Here is a 26,336-nt window from a genome sequence, read left to right as displayed (position 1 = left end):
CATGCCATGAGCGCCGAGGACCTCGAGAAGTACGAGACCGAGATGGAGCTGAAGCTCTACCGGGAGTACCGCGACGTCGTCGGGCTGTTCAAATACGTGATCGAGACCGAGCGGCGTTTCTACCTCACCAACGACTACGAGATGCAGGTGCACTCGGTCCAGGGCGAGGTGTTCTTCGAGGTGTCGATGGCGGACGCGTGGGTCTGGGACATGTACCGGCCGGCGCGGTTCGTGAAGCAGGTGCGTGTGCTCACGTTCAAGGACGTGAACATTGAGGAGCTTAACAAGAGCGATCTGGAGCTTCCGGGCAGCTGAGACCGGCGATACCCGCGAATCAGTCGCTCGGGCGGGTGGCGGGGTTTTCCACAACCCGTGAGTAGTTCACCTAGATCCACTTCCTTGCGGCCCGTGCGTCAGCGTGGGTCTCGGAGGTGGTGCCGACGTGAACGCACGGGGCGCGATGGGAAGGTACGGCGAGGACCTGGCCGCGAGGCGGCTGACCGACGCCGGGATGACAGTGCTCGCACGGAACTGGCGGGCGGGACGGACGGGCGAGCTCGACATCGTCGCCCGGGACGGCGACGCGATCGTCGTCTGCGAGGTCAAGACCCGCAAGGGACGCGGCGCGGCGGGTGACGCCTTCGAGCACCCCATGGCCGCGATCACCCCGATCAAGGCCCGGCGTCTGCGCGACCTCGCGGAGCGCTGGGTGCAGGAGCACGGGGGAGCGCCACCCGGAGGCGTCCGGATCGATGTGGTCGGGGTGGTGCTCCAGGAGCGCGGGGCCCCTCGCGTCGAGCACGTGCGCGGGGTGACCTGATGGGGTTCGCGCGTACGTGTTCCGTGGCCCTGGTCGGTGTCGAGGGCGTCGTCGTCGAGGTGCAGGCCGACCTGGAGCCGGGCATCGCCGCTTTCACGCTCGTGGGCCTGCCTGACAAGAGCCTCATCGAGAGCCGGGACCGGGTGCGGGCCGCGGTCGTCAACTCCGGGGCGGACTGGCCGCAGAAGAAGCTGACGGTCGGGCTCAGCCCCGCCTCCGTGCCGAAGGGCGGCTCGGGTTTCGATCTAGCCGTCGCGTGCGCCGTGCTCGGCGCCGCCGAGCGGATCGATCCGCGGGTCCTCTCCGACATCGTGATGATCGGAGAGCTGGGGCTCGACGGGCGGGTGCGACCGGTGCGCGGCGTCCTGCCGGCCGTCCTCGCCGCGGCCGACGCCGGGTACGAGCAGGTGGTCGTCCCCGAATGCACGGCGGGCGAGGCGGCGCTGGTGCCGGGCGTCTCCGTGCTCGGGGTCCGCAGCCTGCGCCAGCTCATCGCCGTGCTCACCGACGAGCCCGTGCCGGACGAGGAGCCGGAGGAGCGTGGCCGCCCCGACCCGATGCTCTCGGGCCTCAGCATGCCGGGAGGCGGCGCGGGCACCGGGCTCGGCGGACCGCCGGCGGACGGGCACGGGCTCGACCTGGCCGATGTCGTGGGCCAGATCTCGGCACGGACCGCGATCGAGGTCGCCGCCGCGGGCGGGCACCACCTGATGCTGTCGGGCCCGCCCGGCGCCGGGAAGACGATGCTCGCCGAGCGGCTTCCCGCCGTCCTTCCGCCGCTCACCCGTGGGGAGTCCCTGGAGGTCACGGCGATCCACTCGGTGGCGGGGATGCTGCCGCCGGGCAAGTCGATGATCGACACCGCGCCGTACTGCGCACCGCACCACTCGGCGACCATGCAGTCCCTCGTGGGCGGCGGGCCCGGGGTGGCGCGTCCTGGAGCGGTGTCCCTGTCCCACAGAGGGGTCTTGTTCCTGGACGAGGCGCCCGAGTTCAGCGGCCGGGCGCTCGACGCTCTGCGCCAGCCGCTCGAAGCCGGGCATGTGGTCATCGCCCGCAGCGCCGGGGTGGTGCGGCTGCCCGCGCGCTTCCTGATGGTGCTCGCCGCGAATCCCTGTCCTTGCGGGCAGTACCGCGCCCTCGGCGGTGAGTGCGACTGCCCGCCCGCCACCGTGCGGCGCTACCAGGCACGGCTCTCCGGGCCGCTCCTCGACCGGGTCGACCTGCGGGTCGAGGTCGACGCCGTCACCCGCAACGAACTCGCCGGGTACGGGCCGCGCGGGGAGAGCACCCAGGTCGTCGCCGACCGGGTGAGGGAGGCCCGGGAGCGGGCGGTGGCACGGCTCACGGACACGCCGTGGCGGACCAACAGCGAGGTGCCGGGGCACGCCCTGCGCACGAGGTGGCCCACCGCACCCGGCGCCCTGGACGAGGCCGAACTGGACCTGGAGCGCGGCTTCCTCACCGCCCGCGGCCTCGACCGGGTCCTGCGGGTCGCCTGGACCGTGGCCGACCTCGCGGGGCGGGAGCGGCCCTTCGCCCAGGACGTGGCGCTCGCGCTGCAGCTGCGGACCGGGATCTCGCGCGGGGTCCCCATGACGATCGGCACGGCCTCGTGACGGCCCCGAGCGCCCCCGAGGCGGTGCGGCTCGCGCGGGCGCGGCTGACCCGGATCGTGGAGCCCGGCTGGGAGGTGGCGGGCCGCTGGCTCAGGGAGTTCGGGCCGGTGGAGACGGTACGGCGGATCGACGAGGCCGAGGAGGGAGCGGACGCCCCGCCGTCGCTGCCCGGGGTACGGGCCGAGCGCTGGGCGGGGCTGGTGGCGCGGGCCCGCGCGGCGCCGCCCCCGGAGCGCGACCTGGCGCGCGCGGCGGGGCGCGGGGCGCGCTTCGTGTGCCCCGGCGACGCGGAGTGGCCCGGGCGGCTGGACGACCTGGGGGACGAGAGGCCCGTCGGGCTCTGGGTGCGCGGCGGGCCCAGCCTGCGGCTATGGGCGCTGCGGTCGGTGGCCGTGGTGGGCGCACGGGCCTGCACGGACTACGGCGTACGGATGGGCGCGAGCCTCGGGGCGGGGCTGGCCGAGCGCGGCTGGGTCGTCGTCTCCGGCGGCGCGTACGGGGTCGACGCGGCGGCGCACCGGGGGGCGCTCGGCGCCTCGGGGGCCACCGTCGCCGTCCTGGCCTGCGGGGTCGACCGTGTCTATCCGCGCGGGCACACCCAGTTGATCGACAGGATCGCGGAACAAGGGCTCGTCGTCGCCGAGTTGCCACCCGGAGATCATCCGACGCCGAGCCGCTTCATCCTGCGCAACCGCGTCATCGCCGCGTTGACCCGGGGCACGGTCGTCGTGGAGGCGGCCTACCGCAGCGGAGCGCTGGGCACGGCCCGCTGGGCGCTGCGCCTCGGACGGCATGCGATGGGGGTGCCGGGCCCGGTGACGAGCGGTGTCTCCTCCGGGGTGCACGAGCTGCTGCGCAAGGAAGGCGTCCTTGTCACCGATGCCGCGGAAGTGATCGAGCTGATCGGTGACATGGGGGAGCTGGCGCCCGAGCGGCGCGGGCCCGTGCTGCCGCGCGACCTGCTGCCGCCGGCCACGGCGCGGGTGCTCGCCGCACTGCCCGCGCGCGGGACGCACACCGTGGCGGACATCAGCAGGGAAGCGGAAGCCAGTGCGGACGACGCGATCGGGAGGTTGTACGAACTGCGCTCTTTGGGGTTCGTCGAACGACAGGGCGACGGCTGGCAGTTGACACGCCAGGCGAACCGCCCGGTGTTTCCGGACGGAGGTGCGCCCTGACGCTCTCCTGACGCAGCGTATTGAGCCGTCCGGATGACACCCCGACGACCTTGACAGTACCGGCAGTTGGCGACACGCCCCGGTCACGGACAGCAACCGAAGGGTCCGCGCAAGTCCCCCAACGGAACGTATCTGCGCGCGTACGAACCCACACCCTTCGCACACTGCGACACTCCAGTCACGCTACGCTCACCAGGATTCGGGTTCGTCCCCCCAATGCGGAATCAGGCAGGCGGTTCGGCAGCAGTCACCATCAGACGGGCATCACTCCATCTTCAGCAGCGAAGCGACCTCAGCGACAGCAGCGATCCCAGCGACCCTCGCCGACTCCGTCGGCAGGCAGCAGAACGGCACAAGGCGGCGCATGCCACAGCACATCTCCGGATCCGACCGGGCGGCGGCGGTACCCCCCGCCGCCCGCGGCTCCAGCGTGCGGCCTCCGGCTCCCTCCTCCCTCGAGGAGCTGTGGAGGTCGTACAAGGCGACCGGTGACGAGCGGCTGCGCGAGCAGCTGATCCTGCACTACTCGCCGCTGGTGAAGTACGTCGCGGGCCGGGTCAGTGTGGGGCTTCCGCCCAACGTCGAACAGGCCGACTTCGTCTCGTCCGGGGTCTTCGGGCTGATCGACGCGATCGAGAAGTTCGACATCGACCGCGAGATCAAGTTCGAGACGTACGCCATCACCCGGATCCGCGGCGCGATGATCGACGAGCTGCGGGCCCTGGACTGGATCCCGCGGTCCGTGCGGCAGAAGGCGCGCAATGTGGAGCGGGCCTACGCGACGCTCGAGGCCAAGCTGCGGCGCAGCCCCTCGGAGAGCGAGGTCGCCGCCGAGATGGGGGTCGCGCTGGAGGAACTGCACGCCGTTTTCAGCCAGTTGTCGCTGGCGAACGTGGTGGCCCTCGAGGAGTTGCTGCACGTCGGGGGCGAGGGCGGGGACCGGCTCAGCCTCATGGACACCCTCGAGGACCGGGCGGCGGACAATCCGGTGGAGGTCGCCGAGGACCGGGAGCTTCGCAGGTTCCTGGCGCGGGCGATCAATACGCTGCCCGAGCGGGAGAAGACCGTGGTCACGCTCTACTACTACGAGGGCCTCACGCTGGCGGAGATCGGCAATGTGCTCGGGGTGACGGAGAGCCGGGTCAGCCAGATCCACACGAAGTCGGTGCTGCAGCTGCGGGCGAAGCTGGCCGCGTTCGGGCGCTGAGCCGCCGTCGCATCCTGGAGGCGAATCGTCCCTGCCGGATTCGTGTCCGTTCGGGGCGCCGGGTGGCCCGTGCGACTCCCGTCCCGGGCGGCGCGTCCGTAAAGTGGAGCTGTGCCAAGGATTCGAGCGGCCTCTGTGGCCGAGCACCGGTCGATGCAGCGCGGCGCCCTCCTGGACGCGGCGCGTTCCCTGCTGTCCGAAGGGGGGACGGAAGCGCTGACGTTCCCCGCGCTCGCGGAGCGGACGGGGCTCGCGCGGTCCTCCGTGTACGAGTACTTCAAGTCCCGCGCGGCGGTCGTCGAGGAGCTGTGCGAGGTCGACTTCCCGGTGTGGGCCGCCGAGGTCGAGGACGCGATGGCGCGGGCCGCGACGCCCGAGGGCAAGGTCGAGGCCTACGTCCGCGAGCAGCTGACCCTGGTCGGCGACCGGCGGCACCGGGCCGTGGTGGCCATCTCGGCGAGTGAGCTGGACGCGGGGGCCCGGGAGAAGATCCGCGCCGCGCACGGCGGCCTCGTCGCCATGATCGTCGAGGCGCTCGCGGACATGGGGCACGACCAGCCCCGGCTCGCCGCGATGCTGCTCCAGGGCGTCGTGGACGCGGCGGTCCGCCGCATCGAACTCGGTGCGGCGGAGGAACCGGACGTGATCGTGGACGCGGCCGTGCGGATGGCGCTGCGGGGTGTTCAGGGCTAGTCGGCGCTGGGCCGTGCTCGGCGGCCGGTGTTCGGCGGGGCCGGGGTTGCGCCCCGGCGGCCGGAGCCGGCTCAGCCGGGCTCAGCCGGGCCGCGCGTGCGTCGTCCGCGCCGGCTCAGCCGGGCCGCGCGTGCGTCGTGTGCGCCTGCCCAGCCGAGCCATGGATCTGCCCGGATTCACCCCGCCCGGTGACGTCCGTCGTGAAGTCCGTCGTGAAGTTCGCCGCCGGGAACCCCCAGACCGGCAGCAGCCTCACCCTCTCCCCGCCCAACCCCGACGACGGGTCCAGTAGGGACAAGGGGTTCAGGTACGTCGTGCCCCTTCTCAGGCCCCAGTGCAGGCACGACGGGGACGAGGCAGGGCAGTGGCCCGTCGGGAGTTGCAGCGTGGCGATCACTGCGCCCGGGGCGACGCGGGCGCCCTCTTTCAGCAGGGCTGTCACCGGTTCGTAGGTGGTGCGCAGCGGGGGGTCGCCCGTGCGGGCCAGGTCCACCGACACCACGCCACGGCCCGCGACCTCGCCCGCGAACGAGACGCGGCCCGCCGCCACCGCCCGCACCGGCGCGTCGATCGGGGCCGCCAGGTCGACGCCGCGGTGGCCCGGGCCGTAGGGCGTCGCCGGTGGGGACCAGGCTCGTACGACCGGGGGAGGGGGACCGTCCCCCACCGGCCAGACGGACCGCGGCGATGACCCGCCCGCGCGGCCGGCCGCGTACGCGACGGAAGCGCCGGAAGCGAAGGGCCACGGAAGCAGCAGAGACAGCAGCAGAGACAGCAACGCGGACAGCAGCAGCGGGAGCGTCACGCTGTGTAGTTTCCTCATGGTCGGCACCCTTCCGGAACAGCGCGTTCTCGGGGGATCATGGCCGGGAAACGTGGACTACCGGTCGGTTGTGGACAGCGGCGTCACCCCCCACCTCGCGGGTCCCGTACACTTCATGTGGCGATCCGGGCCACCGGATCGACTTCGCACGCCCCGACACCGGCCCGCAAAGGCTTCGTGTCAAGCGTCCTTCGGTCCCGTACTCACGTACGCGGCAGGCGCGAGCGGGGCGTCAGGAAACAACCGAGAAAACACAAGGAGTACGGCCATGGCCGTCGTCACGATGCGGGAGCTGCTGGAGAGCGGCGTCCACTTCGGTCACCAGACCCGTCGTTGGAACCCGAAGATGAAGCGCTTCATCTTCACGGAGCGCAACGGCATCTACATCATCGACCTGCTCCAGTCGCTGTCGTACATCGACCGCGCCTACGAGTTCGTCAAGGAGACCGTCGCCCACGGCGGCACGGTCATGTTCGTCGGCACGAAGAAGCAGGCGCAGGAGGCCATCGCCGAGCAGGCGACCCGCGTCGGCATGCCCTACGTGAACCAGCGCTGGCTGGGCGGCATGCTCACCAACTTCTCGACCGTCTACAAGCGTCTGCAGCGCCTCAAGGAGCTCGAGCAGATCGACTTCGAGGACGTCGCCGCGTCGGGTCTCACCAAGAAGGAGCTTCTCGTGCTCTCGCGCGAGAAGGCCAAGCTGGAGAAGACCCTCGGTGGTATCCGCGAGATGTCCAAGGTCCCCAGCGCCGTCTGGATCGTGGACACCAAGAAGGAGCACATCGCTGTCGGCGAGGCCCGGAAGCTCAACATCCCGGTCGTCGCGATCCTCGACACGAACTGTGACCCCGACGAGGTCGACTACAAGATCCCGGGCAACGACGACGCGATCCGCTCCGTCACCCTGCTCACCCGCGTGATCGCCGACGCCGTCGCCGAGGGCCTCATCGCCCGCTCCGGCGCCGCGACCGGCGACCAGAAGCCGGGCGAGAAGGCCGCCGCCGAGCCGCTCGCCGAGTGGGAGCGCGACCTGCTCGAGGGCGAGAAGAAGGCCGACGAGAAGACCGGCGACAACGCGGAGGCCCCGGCCGCCGAGGCGCCCGCCGCTGAGGCCCCCGCTGCCGAGGCGCCCGCCGCCGAGGCTCCGGCCGCCGAGGCCGAGCAGGCCTGACCCGTACGGGTACCGGTGTCCTCACCGGTTTCATGAGGTGACGGCGGGGGCCAGCCACGAGCGGCCCCCGCCGTCCCCCGTGACCTCTTCAGGCGTCTGAGACGTCTCAGATTCTTCAGACCTCTCAGACCTCTCAGACCGCTCAGACTTCGCAGACTTCGTAGAGAGAACCAGGATCATGGCGAACTACACCGCCGCTGACGTCAAGAAGCTCCGCGAGCTCACCGGCGCCGGCATGATGGACTGCAAGAAGGCGCTCGACGAGGCCGAGGGCAACGTCGACAAGGCCGTCGAGGCCCTGCGCATCAAGGGCCAGAAGGGCGTCGCCAAGCGCGAGGGCCGTTCGGCCGAGAACGGCGCGGTCGTCTCCCTCATCGCCGACGACAACACCTCCGGTGTCATCGTCGAGCTGAAGTGCGAGACGGACTTCGTCGCCAAGGGCGAGAAGTTCCAGTCGGTCGCGAACGAGCTGGCCGCGCACATCGCCAAGACGAACCCCGCCGACATCGAGGCGCTGCTCGCGTCCGAGATCGAGGCCGGCAAGACCGTCCAGGCGTACGTCGACGAGGCCAACGCCACCCTGGGCGAGAAGATCGTCCTGGACCGCTTCGCGCAGTTCACCGGTGGCTACGTGACCGCGTACATGCACCGCACCATGCCGGACCTGCCCCCGCAGATCGGTGTCCTCGTCGAGCTCGACAAGGAGAACGCCGAGATCGCCAAGGGTGTCGCGCAGCACATCGCCGCCTTCGCGCCGAAGTACCTCTCCCGTGAGGACGTCCCGGCCGAGGTCGTCGAGTCCGAGCGTCGCGTCGCCGAGGAGACCACCCGCGCCGAGGGCAAGCCCGAGGCCGCGCTCCCCAAGATCGTCGAGGGGCGCGTCAACGGCTTCTTCAAGGAGGCGACGCTGCTCGGTCAGCCGTACGCCCTCGACAACAAGAAGTCCGTCGAGAAGGTCCTCCAGGAGGCCGGTGTCACCCTGAAGCGCTTCTCGCGCATCAAGGTCGGCATCTGAGTCCGTACGCGACAGCCGCGAGACCCCGGTAGCCACGCATAGCCGCTAGGGTCGACAGCAGTCGCCCGGGCACGCGCCGGGTGACCGCAGATGTGACGAGGAGGCCATTGCCGCGCATGGGATGCGAACACCCCATCGGCAGTGGCCTTCTTTGTATGTGTGCCAAGTAAAGAGGCGAGAATCCCATGACCACCACTCAGGCCGACAACGCCGACAACGGTGACAAGAGCGACGACGGCAAAGGCGCGGGCCGCTTTCTGCTGAAGCTTTCCGGCGAGGCGTTCGCCGGTGGCGGGGGTCTGGGCGTCGACCCCGACGTGGTGCACGCCATCGCCCGCGAGATCGCGGCCGTGGTCCGCGGCGGGGCGCAGATCGCCGTCGTCATCGGCGGCGGCAACTTCTTCCGCGGCGCCGAGCTGCAGCAGCGCGGCATGGACCGGGCACGCTCCGACTACATGGGCATGCTCGGCACCGTCATGAACTGCCTGGCCCTCCAAGACTTCCTGGAGAAGGAGGGCATCGACAGCCGGGTGCAGACCGCCATCACGATGGGCCAGGTCGCCGAGCCCTACATCCCGCTGCGCGCCGTGCGCCACCTGGAGAAGGGCCGCGTCGTCATCTTCGGCGCCGGTATGGGCATGCCGTACTTCTCCACCGACACCACCGCCGCGCAGCGCGCCCTGGAGATCGACGCCGAGGCGCTGCTCATGGGCAAGAACGGCGTGGACGGCGTCTACGACTCGGACCCGAAGACCAACCCCGAGGCCGTCAAGTTCGACGCCCTCAGCTACGGCGAGGTCATCACCCGGGACCTCAAGGTCGCCGACATGACCGCGATCACCCTGTGCCGCGACAACGCGCTGCCCATCCTCGTCTTCGAACTGCTGACGTCGGGCAATATCGCCCGGGCCGTCAAGGGTGAGAAGATCGGGACGCTCGTGGGCGACCAGGGCACCCGCGCCTGACCCTCACGTCCGCGCCCCCGCACCCCGTGCGAGCGTCCCCGTAGGCCCCGTGGAGGGCTGTCGTGGGAGGGCTCGCGGGAGCCAAGGGGGATGGACAATGTCCTGCCGGTCGGACACCGTGCAAGGACACGAGGACTGACGAGGACTGAAGGACAGAAGGACGCGCGGGAAACCGCGCGCCAAAGACACGCGACGCAGCCGGCCGCCCCGTGCACGCCGGGCCTCACTCAAGACACGCAGGAGCAAGTGGTGATCGAAGAGACCCTCCTCGAGGCCGAGGAAAAGATGGAGAAGGCCGTCGTGGTCGCCAAGGAGGACTTCGCCGCGATCCGCACCGGTCGTGCGCACCCGGCGATGTTCAACAAGATCGTGGCCGACTACTACGGCGCGCTGACGCCGATCAACCAGCTGGCCTCGTTCTCGGTGCCCGAGCCGCGGATGGCCGTGGTGACCCCGTTCGACAAGAGCGCGCTGCGCAACATCGAGCAGGCGATCCGCGACTCCGACCTCGGCGTCAACCCGAGCAACGACGGCAATATCATTCGTGTGACGTTCCCCGAGCTCACAGAGGAGCGCCGCCGCGACTACATCAAGGTCGCCAAGGGCAAGGCGGAGGACAGCAAGGTCTCCATCCGCTCGGTCCGTCGCAAGGCCAAGGAAGCCATCGACAAGGCGATCAAGGACGGCGACATCGGCGAGGACGAGGGCCGCCGCGGCGAGAAGGAACTCGACGACACCACCGCCAAGTACGTGGCCCAGGTGGACGAGCTGCTCAAGCACAAGGAAGCCGAGCTGCTCGAAGTCTGAGCGAGCGCGGAACATCGAGGTTCGAGGAATCCGTGAACGACTCTTCCTGGGGGGCGCCGTCCGGGCCCGGGTACGCGGGGCCGTCCGGCCAGGGGCCCGCCCATGGCCAGCGGCCCGGTGCCGGACAAAGCCCTGCCCATGGCCAGGCGCCGACGGCACATGGCCAGGGGCCCGCAGACGGGCAGGGGCCCGCACACGGCCAGGGGCCGGCGCACGGCCAAGGAACCGCCTACGGGCAGGCGCCGTCGCCGTACGAGCCTTCGTACGGCCAAGTGCCTTCGCACGGTCAGGCGCCTTCGCACGGTCAGGGGGCCGCGTACGGCCAAGGGCCCTCGCACGGTCAGGGGGCCGGGTACGGCCAAGTGCCCTCGCACGGCCAAGCGCCTTCGCACGGCCAGGGGGCCGCGTACGGTCACGGGCCCTCGCAGGGCCAGGGTGCCGCGTACGGGCAAGGGCCCTCGCAGGGCCAGGGTGCCGCGTATGGGCAAGGGCCCTCGCAGGGCCAGGGTGCCGCGTATGGGCAAGGCCGCTCGTACGACCAGGGGCACCCGTACGACCAGGGGCGTCCCCCGGCGGGTCCCGCGTACGAAGGGCACGCGGTTGAGGAGACTCGGCCCATGCCCATCGTGCCCGATATGCCCGACGTGCCCGCCGGTGGCGGGGACGGGGAGCAGGACGCCGACCGGGGGGCCGCCCGGCTGAGCGGTCCCTTGTTCCGCGACGACCCGGCCGCGCCGTCGTCGCAGGAGCCGCTGTCTCCGGCAGCGCCGCAGCCGGCCCCCGCGCATCAGCAGCCTCAGCAGCAACCGCAGTCGTCGTCGCGGCGTGCGGAGCCGCCGAAGGCGAAGAAGAGCGCGGGCCGGGACCTCGGCGCGGCCATAGGGGTCGGTGTCGGACTCGGCGTCGTGATCATCGCGTCGCTCTTCATCGTCAAGGCCGTCTTCGTCGGCGTGATAGCGGTCGCCGTCGTCGTCGGACTCTGGGAACTGACCTCGCGGCTCCAGGAGCGCAAGAGCATCAAGGCGCCGCTGGTGCCGCTCGCCATCGGCGGCGCGGCGATGGTCGTCGCCGGATACGTCCGCGGCGCCGAGGGTGCCTGGGTGGCGATGGCGCTGACCGCGCTCGCCGTTCTGGTGTGGCGGATGACGGAGCCGCCCGAGGGCTATCTGAAGGACGTGACGGCGGGCGTCTTCGCCGCGTTCTACGTCCCCTTCCTCGCGACCTTCGTGGCGATGATGCTCACCGCGGACGACGGGGCGTGGCGCGTCCTGACGTTCCTGATCCTCACGGTCGTCAGCGACACCGGCGCATACGCGATCGGCTGGCGGTTCGGCAAGAACAAGCTGGCGCCGCGCATCAGCCCCGGCAAGACCCGCGAGGGCCTGGTCGGCGCGGTGACGTTCGCCATGGTGGCCGGCGTGCTCTGCATGGAGTTCCTGATCGACGGCGGCGCCTGGTGGCAGGGGCTCGTCCTCGGCGTCTGCGTCGCCGCCAGCGCGACCCTCGGCGACCTCGGCGAGTCCATGATCAAGCGCGACCTCGGCATCAAGGACATGGGCACGCTGCTCCCCGGCCACGGCGGCATCATGGACCGCCTCGACTCCCTGCTGCCGACGGCACCGGTGGTCTGGCTGCTCCTGGTGCTGTTCGTCGGCTCCTGACCTGGCTGTTTCCCCGGCTCTCCGCCGGTTTTCGAAGGGCCCCGGCCGCATGGCGGGGGCCCTTCGTCGTACCGTCCCGGCGGAATTCGAGGGTGCTCCGCGACGCGTGCGACACTGGATGAGCCATGCCTAAGCCCGGAGAACTGGCGGTAGCCGGGCAGCAGAAGGGCCCCCGACCTGCGCGTATAGCGTGGATCAGGGGCCTGTTTTGGTTTACGAGGCCGTCTTCGGGCCGTCGTGGGCGTGACCTCCGTCGGAACGGTGAACAACAGGTCGGCATCAGCCAGTGCTCGTCGCCGTGAGCGGTGTGGCCGTTTCGAAGATGTGGTCCAGGGCGGTGAGGTAGCCCATGGTCAGTGGGGCCGGGCCGACGCGGCGTAGGTGGAGGACAGGGGACAGCGAGGGCGCGAGGCCGTCGACAGGGGTGGTGACCAACAGTTCGTCGTCGGCGCGGTACAGATCAGCTCGGAGCGCGCGATGGGTCACCAGCCTGAGTCCGGGCACCTCTGCCAATGAGGGGAAGACGTCCATCAGGCCGATGCGTTGGTCGCCACTGGCGTCTGGTGTGGCGATGCGTACCCTGACGCCGACGTCGAGCTTGGCGACGATCAGGGTGTGCAGGTCGAAGACGGCGTCGGTAAGGAAGATCAGGTTGGAGACGGCCAAGTCGATGACGCTGGTGGCTTGGTCGAGGGTTCCGCGCCACAGGCCGTAGGGCACGGCGCCGCGACTCGGATAGCAGGCCATCAGTTCGTCGCGGGGGCTCACACTGGAACGATGCCGCTCGTCGAGCATGGGCCACAAGTAGTAAGGGTCGACTCGGAGCTCTTTGGCTACCGCATGCGCGTTACGTGCGTGCGGGATGCGGTCGGTGGTGATCCACCGCTCGACGCTCTTCGGGTCGATTCCCAAGCGCTCAGCCAGTCCTTCTGTGGTCATGTTGGCCGCGACCATGGACGCCCGAAGACGCTCGTTCGCGGGGTCGCGGTCTTCTGCCAGGATTGAGGCGGATCGATTCGACATGGCTTTGACTCCCTCGAATCGTTCAGGCCGCGTCCGTCCAACCGGGCGCGGCCTTTAGTGACTTGCTAGGTGCTGGCTGGGCCGGTGGCGCTCCATCTGGCGACTGTTGCCCGTGAGATGCTGGTGAGCTCGGCGATCCGCCGGTAAGGCACTCCGGCGTCCACTGCCTGAGCCACCAGAGGGCGCAGGACGGCGTCCACGCGCTCCATCTCGGCCACCAGACGAAGGCGCTGCTCTCCGGGCGCCAGCAACTCCCTCACCGCCTTGGCACGCGCATCCTCGGGGGTGCTCGGAGGGCCAGCTGGCGAGGGCTTAGCTCCCGTCCGAGGCTGTCTCTGGACTCCCTTGTGCTGCTGACGGTTTCGCCGATTGGGCATACGTCAAGCGTGCCGGTCTGTCTCATGTGAGACAAGGCGCCTGAGTCGAGACGCATATGCCAGTTCGTGACGGCGTCAAACAGCCAGCTCACAGCGCTCTGCACCGCGCTGAACCCGAGAGCATGAGGGTATGCGGTGAAACTTTCCCTACTTCATCAAGGCCCGCGCACGGCGCGGGCGCGGGCCGCCTCGCAGCCCCGGCCCGCCTCTTGGCTTCGCCACGGCTGGCCGGGCCGGGCGGCCCGCTCGCGTGCTAAGCGGGCGAAGGTGAGAAACCCGCTGTGGCTGGGGCGGTCGGCTCCACGGCTTTAGGCAGCCACTTTGGGGCGAGCCTCGAAGATCTTGGCCCCAACGTCGTGCTTCAACGGGCAGCTCCACAGACTGCCCGACTCGCCGGAAGCTTACGGGGCCAAGATCACTCGCCCCAAAGCAGCTCCAGCCCAAAGCCGCTCCGCCGACCTCGGCTCAGCTTGCATGGTGAAGTCACAGGCTTGACATGAGCTGCGCCTGCACATCCTCACGCCATTTCTGCGACTGCCGCAACCACGAATCTTCCCGCGGTGCTGTCTCTGCTAGAAAGTGCTTCATGAAGCTGCACCATTTGCCCCGTCGCTGAAGCCCTTCCTCGGCCAGCAGCAACATAGCGGTCCTGGGAAATTTCTTCCGCTTGATCGCTAGACGATCCCAACAGTACATAGATAGTGAATGAACTGAGTCCAAGGCGGTTTGTGCTTCCAGGCGGCTTGGGGTATATCCACCATGCACCACCCTGTGTCGCATCCGGTAGCACTTGTGGAACCATTCGGCGACCGGAGTGGAGCCATCAAGACTCCAATTTCCTCCGAGCAGATCCGCAAACTGCGACTTAACGCGCTTCGCTAGCCTCCCTTCAGCGAAAGTGTCCGCTACTTCAGTTGCGTCCTTGCCCGACTCCCACAGCAGAGTAGCCAACAGTGAGTCGAGTAGCACCTCACTAGCGGTGTTGCCCAACGTCACGGAAGCGCCATATTGGCCTTCGATTTTCAGGGCTCTCCAAGCTTCGATGAATCGCTCCCGCAGGACGAAAAGTGGGTTTCCTACGTGTTGCAGGGCTTCGAAGTACTCAAGGCGGTCGAAATTGTCCCTAGTTACCTCGGGTCCTGGCGTAGCACCCGGAATGTTGACATGATCTAGGACGAGGACGCCAATTGGCCCCCACGGGGAATTATCAAGCGATAATCCTTCTCTCTCGTGCGTAATGATAGCGGAATCGGCACTCTGGTACGGGATCGAGATATCGAGCAGCTCATAGGAGGGGAGGGTGCATGGAGCTTCGAATGCGACTCTATAGGCCCGGATCATTTCCCGCAGGGCGTAAATGCACCTATTTAGTGCATCGTATTCAATAGGGATATCCTGAGGTGAGGGCCAGTCGCCGCGCCCCCTTCTGTCTATGTCCCCCAAAGTGGTTGCAACAACTGTGGTGTACTCGTCACGAAGGACTGGAAAGGCGTCTTCCGTATCGACTTCTTCTGATTGTCCCAGCCGGTTGAATGACTTCGCGGCAGATGAAACAGAACCGTGACGCCTCGATATGTCAGACGACTGCAAGAATCGCAGGTGTACAAAGAGGTGGCCCATCGTATTGGGGTCATACGGTCCGGGAATCACGGGCCCTTCCCTGTAGACGTATCTATCGGGGACAGGCAACTTGTCCGGAAGGGTGATAAAGAAGCGTACGAGTGATCGATTTTCATCTTGCATCTAGGGGCTCCCACTGACACGCGTCGGTTCCCTGCGATATTGACATGCCGATGCCTTCGAACGCATCCATTTTTTCGAATTACGAGAACTGGTTGCTCTGCTGACGGCCCCTAGTGCGCCGACTTCTATGAATGGCCGTGATGCGGCTGATAGGGATAGATGAGCGCGCTTGCTCTGTTCGGGCCGTCTCCGGGCCGTCCGAAGCCGACCAACGTTGACAGGCAGCATCCGCAGGTGACCACCCCCACCCCGCTCTGGCCTGGGCTGCCGTAGATGATCTGCGACACTGGTAGAGCCATGCCTAAGCCCGGAGAACTCACTTTCGTCGCCCCCCGCGGAGCCAAGAAGCCGCCGCGGCACCTTGCCGACCTTTCGCCCGCCGAGCGGAAGGAGGCTGTCGCCGCGGTCGGTGAGAAGCCGTTCCGCGCCAAGCAGCTGTCGCAGCACTACTTCGCGCGGTACGCGCACGACCCCGCGGAGTGGACCGACATCCCCGCCGGTTCGCGCGAGAAGCTGCGGGAGGCGCTGCTGCCCGAGCTGATGACCGTCGTGCGGCACCTCTCGACCGACCAGGACACCACCCGCAAGACGCTGTGGCGGCTGTTCGACGGGACGCTCGTCGAGTCCGTGCTCATGCGTTACCCGGACCGGGTCACCATGTGCATCTCGTCGCAGGCCGGCTGCGGGATGAACTGCCCGTTCTGCGCCACCGGGCAGGCCGGGCTCGACCGGAACCTGTCGACCGGTGAGATCGTGCACCAGATCGTGGACGGGATGCGGGCGCTGCGCGACGGGGAGATCCCCGGTGGGCCGGCCCGGCTCAGCAACATCGTCTTCATGGGGATGGGCGAGCCGCTCGCCAACTACAAGCGGGTCGTCGGCGCCATCCGCGCCCTGACCGACCCCGAGCCGGACGGTCTGGGGCTCTCCCAGCGCGGCATCACGGTGTCGACGGTCGGGCTCGTCCCGGCGATCCACCGGTTCTCCGACGAGGGGTTCAAGTGCCGCCTCGCCATCTCGCTGCACGCGCCCGACGACGAGCTGCGCGACACCCTCGTACCGGTCAACACCCGGTGGAAGGTGCGCGAGGTCCTCGACGCCGGGTGGGAGTACGCCGCGAAGTCCGGGCGCCGGCTGTCGATCGAGTACGCCCTCATCCGCGACATCAACGACCAGGCGTGGCGTGGTGACCGGCTCGGCCGGCTGCTGCGGGGCAAGCCCGTGCACGTCAATCTCATTCCGCTCAACCCGACGCCCGGGTCGAAGTGGACCGCGTCGCGGCCCGAGGACGAGAAGGCGTTCGTCGACGCGATCGCGGCGCACGGCGTGCCCGTCACCATCCGGGACACCCGTGGCCAGGAGATCGACGGGGCCTGCGGTCAGCTCGCCGCGACCGAGCGGTAGCCTGAAGCCCGGCACCACTCACTACATCTGCATATTCCGACAGGGGAGCGCCACAGCGCTGAGAGTGCGGCACCGGTTCCACACCGCAGGCCGCAGACCCTCTGAACCTCGCCCGGGTCATTCCGGGTAGGAAGTTCGGTCATCACTCATGCTGTTGCGCCCTGCCCGGAGACCTGCGAAGGCTCCGGGCAGGGCCGCGTCTTCTCCTGGTCATTCCAGGAGGAAATCGATGAGCGTCATCAACAACGTCGTCAATAACGTCGTCAATAACGTCGTCAATAACGTCATCAGCAACAAGAAGGCGGGCGTGGCTCTGGCCGTCGGCCTCGGTATGGTCGCGCTCGCCGCCTGCGGGTCGTCCGGTGACGGCGGGTCCGGTGATTCCAGGACCGTCACCCTCGTCAGCCATGACTCGTGGGCCGTCTCCAAGAACGTACTGAAGGACTTCGAGAAGAAGTCCGGGTACACGGTGCGGGTCCTGAAGGACGGGGACGCCGGGCAGGCCGTCAACAAGGCGATCCTGTCCAAGGGCAATCCGCAGGGCGACGTCTTCTTCGGCGTCGACAACACCCTGCTCTCCCGCGCGATCGACAACAAGATCTTCACGCCGTACAAGGCCAAGGGGATCGAGCGGGTGGAGAGCGAGTACCGGCTCGACGTCCTCGTCGGCAAGCACCAGGTCACGCCCGTCGACACCGGCGACATCTGCGTCAACTACGACAAGAAGTACTTCGAGCAGCACAAGCTGGCGCCGCCGTCCTCCTTCGCCGATCTCGCCGAGCCCGCGTACAAGGACCTGCTCGTCACCGAGAACGCGGCCACCTCCTCGCCCGGTCTCGGCTTCCTGCTCGGGACCGCCGCGGAGTACGGCGACGACGGCTGGCAGGGCTACTGGAAGAAGCTCGTGGCCAACGGGGTGAAGGTCGTCGACGGCTGGGACCAGGCGTACAACGAGGAGTTCAGCGGCAGCGCGGGCGGCAAGAAGGCCGGCGGCGACCGGCCGCTCGTCGTCTCGTACGCGTCCTCGCCGCCCGCCGAGGCCATCTACGCGGACCCGCAGCCGAAGACCTCGCCGGTCGGCGTCGCCGGCAAGACGTGCTTCCAGCAGATCGAGTTCGCCGGACTCCTCGACGGGGCGAAGAACGAGAAGGGCGGTCAGGCACTGCTGGACTTCCTCATCTCGAAGGAGTTCCAGCAGGACATGCCGCTCAACATGTTCGTCGACCCGGTGACCGAGGACGCCACGCCGCCCGCCGAGTACACCAAGTACGCCGTCCGGGTCGACGACCCCGAGTACATGAGCCCCCGCAGGATCGCCGCCAACCGTGACAACTGGGTCAAGTCGTGGACCTCGCTCGTAAGGAAGTAGCCGCCACGAGGAAGGTCCGGACGGCGCGTACGCGTTCCTCCGGGAACGCCGTGCGGCTCGGCCTCATGGTCGTGCCCGTCGTCTTCTTCGCCGTCTTCTTCGCGTATCCGGTCGTCGCCATCGTCCGGCGCGGGCTGCTCGTCGGCGGCGTCTGGCAGTTCGGCCGGATCGGCGACGTGCTGGGGGAGTCGGACATCCGGCACGTCCTGTGGTTCACGGTGTGGCAGGCGCTGGCGTCGACCGCTCTGACGCTGTTGATCGCGCTGCCCGGCGCGTATGTGTTCGCGCGGCTCGACTTCCCCGGCAAGCAACTGCTGCGGGCCGTCGTGACGGTGCCGTTCGTGCTGCCCACCGTCGTCGTGGGCACGGCGTTCCTGGCGCTCGTCGGGCGGGGCGGGCTCCTCGACGAGCTGTGGGGCGTGCGGCTCGACACCACCGTGTGGGCGATCCTCGTCGCGCATGTCTTCTTCAATTACGCGGTGGTCGTGCGGACCGTCGGCGGGCTCTGGGGCCAGCTCGATCCGCGGCAGGAGGAGGCCGCGCGGATGCTCGGCGCCTCGCGGTTCGCGGCGTGGCGGCGGGTGACGCTGCCCGCGCTCGGACCGGCCGTGGCGGCGGCGGGCCTGATGGTCTTCCTGTTCACGTTCACGTCGTTCGGGGTCGTGCAGATCCTCGGCGGGCCCGGCTACTCGACCCTCGAAGTGGAGATTTACCGGCAGACCGCGCAGATCTTCGACCTGTCGACCGCCGCCGTCCTCACGATCGTGCAGTTCGTCGCGGTCGGGCTCATCCTCGGCGTGCACGCCTGGAGTGTGCGCCGGCGCGAGAGCGCGCTCCGGCTCGTCGACGCGGCGCACACGGCGCGCAAGCCGCGCGGCGCGGGACAGTGGGCGCTGCTCGCCGGGGTCCTCGCGACCGTCGCCGTGCTCATCCTGCTGCCGCTCGGCGTGCTCGTCCAGCGCTCGCTCGACGCGCCGGGCGGGTACGGCTTCGCCTACTACCGGGCGCTCACCGACTCCGACGGCGGGACCTTCCTCGTACCGCCGATCAACGCGATCTGGAACTCCCTGGAGTACGCGCTCGCCGCAACCGGCATCGCGCTCGTCATCGGCGGGCTCGCCGCCGCCGCGCTGACCCGGCGCGCGGGGCGTCTCGTGCGCGGGTTCGACGCGCTGCTCATGCTGCCGCTCGGCGTGTCCGCGGTGACGGTCGGGTTCGGGTTCCTCGTCACGCTCGACAAGCCGCCGCTCGACCTGCGCGCCTCCTGGATCCTGGTGCCGCTCGCCCAGGCGCTCGTCGGCGTGCCCTTCGTCGTACGGACGATGCTGCCGGTGCTGAGGGCCGTCGACGGGCGGCTGCGGGAGGCCGCGGCCGTGCTCGGCGCCTCCCCGCTGCGGGCCTGGCGGGAGGTGGACCTGCCGATGGTGCGGCGGGCGCTGCTCGTCGCGGCGGGGTTCGCGTTCGCCGTGTCCCTCGGCGAGTTCGGGGCGACGGTGTTCATCGCGCGGCCCGACAACCCGACGCTGCCGGTCGCCGTGGCGCGGCTGCTCGGCCGCGCCGGTGACCTCAACTACGGGCAGGCGATGGCCCTCTCGACGGTCCTGATGATCGTCTGCGCCGTCTCCCTGCTGCTGCTCGAACGCATGCGGCCCGCGCGGGCCACGACCGGGGAGTTCTGACATGGCGGCCATGCTCGCGCTGGACGACGCGACCGTACGGTTCGGGGGACGCGCCGCGCTCGACCGCGTGGACCTGGAGGTCGCCGAGCACGAGATCGTCTGCGTCCTCGGGCCGAGCGGCAGCGGGAAGTCCACGCTGCTCCGGGTCGTCGCCGGGCTGCAGCACCTGGACTCCGGGCGGGTCCTCCTCGCCGGGCGCGACCAGGGGGGCGTGCCCGCGCACAAGCGGGGCGTGGGCCTGATGTTCCAGGACCACCAGCTGTTCCCGCAGCGGGACGTGGGCGGCAATGTGGCGTTCGGGCTGCGGATGCACGGGGCCAGGAAGGACGAACAGCGCGCCCGTGTAGCGGAGTTGCTCGACCTCGTCGGGCTGCCGGGCGCCGCCGGGCGGGCCGTCTCCGCGCTCTCCGGCGGTGAACAGCAGCGGGTCGCGCTCGCCCGCGCGCTCGCGCCGCGGCCCCGCCTCCTCATGCTCGACGAGCCGCTCGGCCAGCTCGACCGGTCGCTGCGCGAGCGCCTGGTCGTCGAACTGCGCGAACTGTTCGGCGAGTTGGGCACCACCGTCCTCGCCGTCACGCACGACCAGGGCGAGGCGTTCGCGCTCGCGGACCGGGTGGTCGTCATGCGGGACGGGCGCATCGCCCAGTCCGGCACACCGCTCGACGTGTGGAGGCATCCGGCCGACGAGTTCGTGGCCCGTTTCCTCGGCTTCGACAACGTCGTCGAGGCGACCGTCTCGGTCTCGGGCGACGCCGCGGACACCCCGTGGGGCAAGGTGCCGGTCCCGGCCGGGGCGCCGCAAGGCCCCGGCAAGATCCTCGTACGGCCCGCGGGCGTACGGCTCGTCGACGCCGCCGATGCCCAGCTGACCTGCACGGTCGCCGCCCGCACCTTCCGCGGGACGCACGTGGCCCTGCGGCTTCAGCCCGAGGACGCGCCCCGCCTCGAAGCGGCCTGCGCGCTGCGCGAGGCGCCCGAGCAGGGTGCCGAGGTCGGCGTGGCCTTCGACGCCGCCGAAATTGTGGTGCTGGGCGGGGGACCGGCTACGTAGGGTCGGCGCATGACGACACCCCCGCAGGCTCCTGCCAGCCGGCTCTCCCACGACCGCTTCTGTACCGAAATCATCGCGCAGAGCGACCTGTTGAGGGCGCATCTGGACGGGGCCGACCTCGCGGCGACCGTGCCGACCTGCCCCGACTGGACCCTGCGCGAACTCGTCGAGCACGTGGGCCGCGCCCACCGCTGGGCCGAGGCGATGGTGCGCACCCGCGCCACCGAGGAGCTGGACGAGGACGGCCTGCCGGACCTCGCCCCGGCGGACGACGACCCCGCCACGCTCGGCGCCTGGCTCGCCGACGGGGCCCGGCGCCTCGCCGACACCCTGCGCGCGGCCGGGCCCGACACCGCGTGCTGGAGCTGGGCCTGGCAGCAGGACTCCGGGTTCTGGGCCCGCCGGATGACGCACGAGACGGTGATCCACCGGGCGGACGCGGCGCTCGCGGCCGAGGCCGAGTACGACGTGGTGCCCGAGATCGCCGCCGACGCCGTCGACGAGTGGCTGCGGATCGTGCGCTACGTGCAGGACATCGACGCCCGGGACGGGGCGCAGGAGCTGAAGGCGGGCGGCCGCACCCTGCATCTGCACGCCACCGACACGGCGCCGGACGCCGCCGCCGAGTGGCTGATCGAGCTGGGCGACGAGGGGATCGTCTGGCGGCGCGACCACGCCAAGGCCGACGTGGCGCTGCGCGGCCCGCTGACCGAGGTGCTGCTCGCGTTCTACCGGCGCCGGCCCCTGGACTCCGGGCGGGTCGAGGTGCTCGGTGACCGCGCGCTGCTCGACTTCTGGCTGGAGCGGGCCACGTTCGGCTGAGCCCGCGTACACATGCGGAAGGGGCCGTACGGGGCACACGCCCCGTACGGCCCCTTCCTTACTGCTAGTTCTGGGCCGCGCCGCGCTTGCGCAGGGCGAAGACCACACCGCCACCGGCGACGACGAGCGCCGCCGCGATGCCGGCGAACAGGCCGGTGTTGCTGCTGGCACCGGTCTCGGCGAGGTCCGAACCACCGGCCGGGGAGGCCGAGTTGTCCGGGGCCGGGGCCGCCGGGGTCTCGGACTCGGGGGCCGACGGGGTCGGCTTCTCGGTCTCGGCCGGGGTCGAGGTCTCCGGGGCCGGGGTCGGCTTCTCGGTGGCCGGAGGGGTCGGCTTCTCGGTGACCGGCGGGGTCGGGGTCGGCTTCTCGGTGGCGCAGGCCGTCGCCGGCGTCTTCACGTCGCCCTTGATGTAGTCGTCGACGTTGTACCGGTCGGTCTTCACGTGGACGCGGTAGGTGGTGTTCGGGGCCCAGTTCTCCTCGAACGTGATGGTCTTGCCCTCACGGGAGCCCACCACGACCTGGTGGCCGAGTTCCTTGCCCGACGCGTCCTCGAGCGTGACGGTCGCCGGCGTGCCGGAGGCGTCGACGTCCGTGACGGTGATGACACCCTTGTCACCGACGCAGGAGGCCTTGGCGGTGAACTCGTTGATGTTGCACGCCGAAGCGGTACCGGCGACGCCCAGCGTCAGCGCGGTCGCGGCAGCCGCCACACCGGCGAAACGGGCGGCGCGTGCGGATATACGGGGGGTTACGGACACGGTTGTCCTTCACGGGATCAGTGCAGAAAAATATGAGGTGCCGCGAGGGGAGCGCGTAGCTCCCGCCTCAGCACCCTCACGGTCCCCTCACGTTTACAAGTGGGCATGACGCAGCGTCAATGGGGAAAGAGGTTTAACCCGCGACTCTTGACCTGTACGTGACCTAACGTGGCTCAGACCAGCCCTAGTTGATCTTCATATGCCCCGGATCCGCTCCAGCGCCTCGCCCGCCTCCTCCACCGAGTCGACGAGCGCGATGCGCGACTCCATCGACCGGCCGCGCGCGAGCGCCCGCAACAGCGGCCAGGCGGGCAGGGTTTCGGTCCAGTGCTCGCGGTCGACCAGGACCATCGGCGTCGGCTCGCCGCGCGACTCGTAGTAGTTCGGCGTGGCGTTGTCGAAGATCTCCTGCACCGTGCCGGCCGCGCCGGGCAGGAAGATGACGCCCGCGTTCGAACGGGCGAGGAGGCCGTCCTCGCGGGTGGCGTTGGCGAAGTACTTGGCGAGGTGCGCGGCGAACGCGTTGGGCGGCTCGTGCCCGTAGAACCAGGTCGGAATGCCCACCGACGGGCCGCCCTGCGGCCAGCGGGAGCGCACCTCGAACGCGGCCCCGGCCCAGTCCGTGACCGACGGCGTGAACGACGGGTGCTTGGCGAGGATCCGCAGCGCCTCGTCGAGGGCGCCGTCGGCCAACGGGGCGGCGTAAGCGCCCAGGTTGGCCGCCTCCATCGCGCCCGGGCCGCCGCCCGTCGCCACCGTGAGCCCGGCGCGCGCGAGGGCGCGGCCGAGCCGGGCCGCGCCCGCGTACTCCTCGGTGCCGCGCGCCATCGCGTGGCCGCCCATCACGCCCACCACCCGCGCCCCGGCGAGCAGTTCGTCGAGGGCGTCGGAGACGGAGTCGTCGTGGACGGCGCGCAGCATGGACGCGAACACGTCGCCGTCGGCCTTGGTGCGCTGGAACCAGGCGTACGCGCGGGCGTCCGGTGTCGCCTCGTACCCGCCTTCCGTGGACAGCCCGTCGAAGAGCTCGTCCGGCGTGTAGAGATGGCCGCGGTACGGGTCGAACGGCAGCCCCGGGACCGGCGGGAAGACGAGCGCCCCCTCGGCCCTGAGCCGGGCGTCCGCCGCCGGGTCCATGGGGCAGCCGAGGAAGACGGCGTCCGCGACGTCGGCGGCGAGCAGCCGGTCCGTGCGCCCCGTCAGGTCGACGGCCTGCACCCGGTGTCCGGCGAGCGTGCCGCGGGCGGTGAGCACCTCGTCGAACTCGGCGAGCGTCTCGATCTCGCGGTCGGACCGGTCCGGCAGATCCGGCAGATCCGGCAGGTCCGGCAGGTCCGGCAGGTCGGACCGGTCTGCCAGGTCCGACAGATCGGATCGGTCCGGGGGGACGGCCGCGCCGCGCGGGGCCGGTACGGACGGTGGTGTTGCTGAGGTCGGCTGCACCCGCCCATGCTAAGCACCGCCGCAACCGGCCCCCGGGCCCCGGTGGTTGCTCAGCTCTCGATGACCGACGGGTCCATCCAGGCGACCTCGAAGGTGTGGCCGTCCAGGTCGTCGAAGGCGCGCCCGTACATGAATCCGTGGTCCTGCTTCTCGCCGGACTCGGTGCCGCCCGCCGCGACGGCCTTCTCGACCAGCTCGTCGACCTTGTCCCGGCTCTCCGCGCTGAGACAGAGCAGCACCTCGCTGCCGGTCGTCGAGTCGATGATCGTCTTCTTGGTGAAGCCCGCGTACTTCTCCTTGGTCATCAGCATCAGCACGATGGTGTCGCTGATCTCCACGGCGGAGGCGGTCTCGTCCGTGAACTGCTTGTTGATGGTGTAGCCCAGCGCGGTGAAGAACTTCTTGGAGGCATCCAGGTCGTTCACGGCCAGGTTCACGAAGATCATCTGCTGGTACATGGGAGGCCCGTCGCCTTCTCTGTGTCGGTGAGGTCTTGCGCGTACGCAGGATTAGACGGACCCCGGCGGCAAAAGTCATCGCCAAGTCATCGGGAAATCAGGGGAATCGCCGAAAGCTCCGCGACGGCCCAGGTCAGTGGCGTGAAGACGAGCAGCAGAGCGCCCGCGCGCAGCGCCGCGACGGCGCGCAGGGACACCGCGGGGGCGCCCAGGCGCAGCAGCGCGGCGGTCGTGTGCCTGCGCGCCTGACGCGCCTCGGCGGCCGCGGTCAGCAGGGTGGCGAGGGTGCAGCCGATGACCAGTACCGCGCCGAGGGCGGTCAGCGGGCCGAGCCCGGGGGCCGACTCGGGGGCGTGCCCGTAGAGGACGTTCGCCGCGTACGCGCCCGACGCCACGGCGCAGACGACGCCGATCGGGCGGCCGATGCGCCGCGCCTCCTCCTGGAGCACGCGCCCGGCGAGCAGCCGCACCGCGCCGGGGCGCACGGCCTGCAGCGCCCATCCGGTCAGGTAGGTGAGTCCGGGCCCGGCGAGCGCCAGGCCGAGCGCGGTCAGTGCCCAGCCGGCGAGGACCGCGCTGGGGCTGCCGCCGAGGCCGCCCGGCATCCGCAGGCCGTCGCCCGCGCCCGCGCGCGCGGCGTACGTCTCCACGGCGAGCCCGGCGGCGAGCAGCGCGACGCCCCACGGCAGGCCGGACGGCGCGGGCACCGGTTCGGCGAAGAGTTCCTCGGGTTCGCCCGCGGACGGCTCCGCGGCCCTGGGTGCTCCGCCGTACCGGCCGCCGCCCTTCGCAGGCGCCGCGGACCTGCGCGGGCGGAGCACGATCGCGCTCGCGCCGGACGCGAGGAGGGGCACGAACGTGAGCAGCGTGAGCGTGGCGGGCAGCGGCAGGGGCCGGTCGGCGGCGAGCAGGCCGCGCGCCGCGCCGTCGAACGGCAGCCCCGACAGGTCGCCGCGCAGGTGCAGGAAGAACAGCAGCGCGAGGAGCGAGCCGAGCGTGCAGGCGATCGCCGTGGAGATCGCGGCGAGGAGGGTGAGGCGGGCCGGGCCGAGGCCGACGGCGGAGAGTCCGGAGCGCGGCTGCGTGCCCGGGTCGGAGCGGGCGACGGCGACCGCGAAGTACACGGTGGCGGCGAGCGGCACGGCGCACCACAGGAGGCGGGCCGCGGCGCCGGTCGCGGCCCCGGGGTGGCCGAGGGCGTAGCCGAGCGTGCAGAGCAGCAGGAAGCCGGTGCCCGCGGAGGCGGCGGCCACCAGGAGTCTGCGGAGCTGGACCAGCGGCCGGCCGCCGCGTACTAGACGGAGAGCGAGCACTCGGCGAGCCCTTCGGGACCGGCGGCCGCGGTGGGCAGCTGCACGGTGGTGACGCGGCGCCCGTCGAGCAGCGGCACCGTGCGGTCGGCGTGCGCGCTGACGTCCGGGTCGTGCGTGGCGAGGACGACGGTGATGCCGTGCGAGCGGGCCGCCGCCGTCAGGGTGCGCAGGACGTGGGCCCGGTCGGCGCGGTGCAGGGTCGCGGTCGGCTCGTCGGCGAAGACCACGTCCGGGGCGTGCACGAGGGCGCGCGCGATGGCCACGCGCTGGCGCTCGGCCATCCGCAGGGCGCCGGGCCGCTTGCGCGCGAGGTGCCCGACGTCGAGCCGCTCCAGCCACTCCTGGGCGGCGTTCTTCGCGGCGCGGCGGCCCGTGCCGCGCAGCATCAGCGGCAGGGCGGTGTTCTCCCAGGCGTTCAGCTCGGGGACCAGGGCGGGCTCGGGGTCGATCCAGCCGAACCGGTCGCGCCGCAGCCGCTCGCGCACCAGCGTGCCCATGGTGTGCACCGGGGTGCTGTTGAACCACACTTCGCCCTGCTGCGGCAGGAGCTGGCCCGAGAGGCAGCGCAGCAGTGTCGTTTTGCCCGCACCGCGGGGGCCGCTCACGGCCAGGGTCTCGCCCTCGCGGACCTCGATGGAGACGCCCGTGAGCGCGGGGGTGCCGTTGTGCGAGACGTGCAGCGTGCGTGCCCAGAGCACGTCGTTGTCCGGCGGGGCCACCATGGCGTACACCTCGGTTCGGATCAGTTGTGCCGGGAAGGGGATCCCGTCCCCCGTACGTCCCGTCCCCCGTACGGGGGAACGAAGGCGGGGCCGATCGGTTACAGGCACGCTAGGTATTCCGGACGATATGTATGGAAAAGACGCGGCCCGGCCGCGCCCATCTCACTCGGATGGGCGCGGCCGGGCCGCTCACGCACTGGCTCCCGGAGC

Annotated in this window: 24 protein-coding genes; 16 read left to right on the top strand and 8 right to left on the bottom strand. The window is 70.3% G+C overall.

Annotation, left to right across the window (positions count from 1 at the left end):
• The first annotated feature begins 6 nt into the window (after positions 1-6).
• The 6 genes from N5I75_RS00555 to N5I75_RS00530 all read left to right on the top strand — a co-directional run bounded on the left by N5I75_RS00555 (position 7) and on the right by N5I75_RS00530 (position 5,517).
• Complete coding sequence (locus tag N5I75_RS00555) at positions 7-315, top strand: DUF2469 domain-containing protein (protein ID WP_005311352.1); 309 nt, start codon at positions 7-9, stop codon at positions 313-315.
• Between the two features lie 127 nt (positions 316-442).
• Positions 443-820, top strand: coding sequence for a YraN family protein (locus N5I75_RS00550; protein ID WP_476673112.1), 378 nt, complete (start codon positions 443-445; stop codon positions 818-820).
• On the top strand, positions 820-2,439 hold the full coding sequence (locus N5I75_RS00545; RefSeq protein ID WP_476673110.1) for a YifB family Mg chelatase-like AAA ATPase: 1,620 nt from the start codon (positions 820-822) through the stop codon (positions 2,437-2,439). Before N5I75_RS00550 ends, N5I75_RS00545 begins: the two co-directional genes overlap by 1 nt.
• Positions 2,436-3,617 carry a DNA-processing protein DprA gene (gene dprA / locus N5I75_RS00540; protein ID WP_476673108.1) on the top strand — a complete coding sequence of 394 codons (1,182 nt, stop codon included), beginning with the start codon at positions 2,436-2,438 and terminating at the stop codon, positions 3,615-3,617. The genes N5I75_RS00545 and dprA overlap by 4 nt, the downstream gene beginning before the upstream one ends.
• A gap of 364 nt (positions 3,618-3,981) precedes the next feature.
• The gene (gene whiG / locus N5I75_RS00535; protein WP_394429933.1) at positions 3,982-4,824 is read left to right on the top strand and encodes an RNA polymerase sigma factor WhiG; all 843 of its coding nucleotides are present in this window, start codon (positions 3,982-3,984) and stop codon (positions 4,822-4,824) included.
• Positions 4,825-4,959: 135 nt separating this feature from the next.
• Complete coding sequence (locus tag N5I75_RS00530; RefSeq protein ID WP_476673106.1) at positions 4,960-5,517, top strand: TetR/AcrR family transcriptional regulator; 558 nt, start codon at positions 4,960-4,962, stop codon at positions 5,515-5,517.
• 115 nt (positions 5,518-5,632) lie between these two features.
• On the opposite strand, the gene N5I75_RS00525 is transcribed toward N5I75_RS00530, so the two are convergent.
• A complete protein-coding gene (locus N5I75_RS00525) occupies positions 5,633-6,322 on the bottom strand; it encodes a murein hydrolase activator EnvC family protein (RefSeq protein ID WP_476673104.1) in 690 nt (229 codons plus the stop codon).
• 286 nt (positions 6,323-6,608) lie between these two features.
• Between N5I75_RS00525 and rpsB the strand changes: the two genes are divergently transcribed.
• From rpsB to N5I75_RS00500, 5 genes are all read left to right on the top strand, one after another.
• Positions 6,609-7,511 carry a 30S ribosomal protein S2 gene (gene rpsB / locus N5I75_RS00520; RefSeq protein WP_476673102.1) on the top strand — a complete coding sequence of 301 codons (903 nt, stop codon included), beginning with the start codon at positions 6,609-6,611 and terminating at the stop codon, positions 7,509-7,511.
• Positions 7,512-7,689: 178 nt separating this feature from the next.
• The gene (tsf, locus tag N5I75_RS00515) at positions 7,690-8,526 is read left to right on the top strand and encodes a translation elongation factor Ts (protein ID WP_476673100.1); all 837 of its coding nucleotides are present in this window, start codon (positions 7,690-7,692) and stop codon (positions 8,524-8,526) included.
• 185 nt (positions 8,527-8,711) lie between these two features.
• Entirely contained in the window at positions 8,712-9,491 is a 780-nt protein-coding gene (gene pyrH, locus N5I75_RS00510) for a UMP kinase (protein ID WP_476673098.1), read from the top strand.
• Positions 9,492-9,740: 249 nt separating this feature from the next.
• The gene (gene frr / locus N5I75_RS00505; protein WP_324767379.1) at positions 9,741-10,298 is read left to right on the top strand and encodes a ribosome recycling factor; all 558 of its coding nucleotides are present in this window, start codon (positions 9,741-9,743) and stop codon (positions 10,296-10,298) included.
• Between the two features lie 626 nt (positions 10,299-10,924).
• Positions 10,925-11,959 carry a phosphatidate cytidylyltransferase gene (locus tag N5I75_RS00500; RefSeq protein ID WP_476673826.1) on the top strand — a complete coding sequence of 345 codons (1,035 nt, stop codon included), beginning with the start codon at positions 10,925-10,927 and terminating at the stop codon, positions 11,957-11,959.
• Between the two features lie 279 nt (positions 11,960-12,238).
• On the opposite strand, the gene N5I75_RS00495 is transcribed toward N5I75_RS00500, so the two are convergent.
• Both N5I75_RS00495 and N5I75_RS00490 read right to left on the bottom strand, forming a co-directional pair.
• Positions 12,239-12,982 carry a helix-turn-helix domain-containing protein gene (locus N5I75_RS00495; RefSeq protein ID WP_476673096.1) on the bottom strand — a complete coding sequence of 248 codons (744 nt, stop codon included), beginning with the start codon at positions 12,980-12,982 and terminating at the stop codon, positions 12,239-12,241.
• An 860-nt stretch (positions 12,983-13,842) separates the two neighbouring features.
• A complete protein-coding gene (locus N5I75_RS00490; RefSeq protein WP_476673094.1) occupies positions 13,843-15,009 on the bottom strand; it encodes a hypothetical protein in 1,167 nt (388 codons plus the stop codon).
• Positions 15,010-15,399: 390 nt separating this feature from the next.
• Between N5I75_RS00490 and rlmN the strand changes: the two genes are divergently transcribed.
• The 5 genes from rlmN to N5I75_RS00465 all read left to right on the top strand — a co-directional run bounded on the left by rlmN (position 15,400) and on the right by N5I75_RS00465 (position 21,427).
• A complete protein-coding gene (rlmN, locus tag N5I75_RS00485) occupies positions 15,400-16,506 on the top strand; it encodes a dual-specificity RNA methyltransferase RlmN (RefSeq protein ID WP_476673092.1) in 1,107 nt (368 codons plus the stop codon).
• A gap of 331 nt (positions 16,507-16,837) precedes the next feature.
• The gene (locus N5I75_RS00480; RefSeq protein ID WP_476673824.1) at positions 16,838-17,875 is read left to right on the top strand and encodes a thiamine ABC transporter substrate-binding protein; all 1,038 of its coding nucleotides are present in this window, start codon (positions 16,838-16,840) and stop codon (positions 17,873-17,875) included.
• Positions 17,851-19,554, top strand: a complete 1,704-nt coding sequence (locus N5I75_RS00475; protein ID WP_476673090.1) for an ABC transporter permease — start codon at positions 17,851-17,853, stop codon at positions 19,552-19,554. Before N5I75_RS00480 ends, N5I75_RS00475 begins: the two co-directional genes overlap by 25 nt.
• A gap of 1 nt (position 19,555) precedes the next feature.
• Positions 19,556-20,605, top strand: a complete 1,050-nt coding sequence (locus N5I75_RS00470) for an ABC transporter ATP-binding protein (protein ID WP_476673088.1) — start codon at positions 19,556-19,558, stop codon at positions 20,603-20,605.
• Positions 20,606-20,614: 9 nt separating this feature from the next.
• Positions 20,615-21,427, top strand: coding sequence for a maleylpyruvate isomerase N-terminal domain-containing protein (locus N5I75_RS00465; protein WP_476673086.1), 813 nt, complete (start codon positions 20,615-20,617; stop codon positions 21,425-21,427).
• Positions 21,428-21,491: 64 nt separating this feature from the next.
• On the opposite strand, the gene N5I75_RS00460 is transcribed toward N5I75_RS00465, so the two are convergent.
• From N5I75_RS00460 to N5I75_RS00440, 5 genes are all read right to left on the bottom strand, one after another.
• Positions 21,492-22,190, bottom strand: a complete 699-nt coding sequence (locus N5I75_RS00460) for an LAETG motif-containing sortase-dependent surface protein (protein ID WP_476673084.1) — start codon at positions 22,188-22,190, stop codon at positions 21,492-21,494.
• A gap of 195 nt (positions 22,191-22,385) precedes the next feature.
• Positions 22,386-23,513: an LOG family protein gene (locus tag N5I75_RS00455; protein WP_476673822.1), complete on the bottom strand. Its 1,128-nt coding sequence runs from the start codon at positions 23,511-23,513 to the stop codon at positions 22,386-22,388.
• Between the two features lie 170 nt (positions 23,514-23,683).
• Positions 23,684-24,091 carry a VOC family protein gene (locus N5I75_RS00450; RefSeq protein ID WP_476673082.1) on the bottom strand — a complete coding sequence of 136 codons (408 nt, stop codon included), beginning with the start codon at positions 24,089-24,091 and terminating at the stop codon, positions 23,684-23,686.
• Between the two features lie 86 nt (positions 24,092-24,177).
• A complete protein-coding gene (locus N5I75_RS00445; RefSeq protein ID WP_476673080.1) occupies positions 24,178-25,404 on the bottom strand; it encodes a hypothetical protein in 1,227 nt (408 codons plus the stop codon).
• Positions 25,386-26,126, bottom strand: coding sequence for an ABC transporter ATP-binding protein (locus N5I75_RS00440; protein ID WP_476673078.1), 741 nt, complete (start codon positions 26,124-26,126; stop codon positions 25,386-25,388). Before N5I75_RS00440 ends, N5I75_RS00445 begins: the two co-directional genes overlap by 19 nt.
• Positions 26,127-26,336 lie beyond the last annotated feature (210 nt).

The organism is Streptomyces sp. R818, from assembly GCF_056172735.1.
This window is presented reverse-complemented; position numbering and strand designations above follow the sequence as displayed.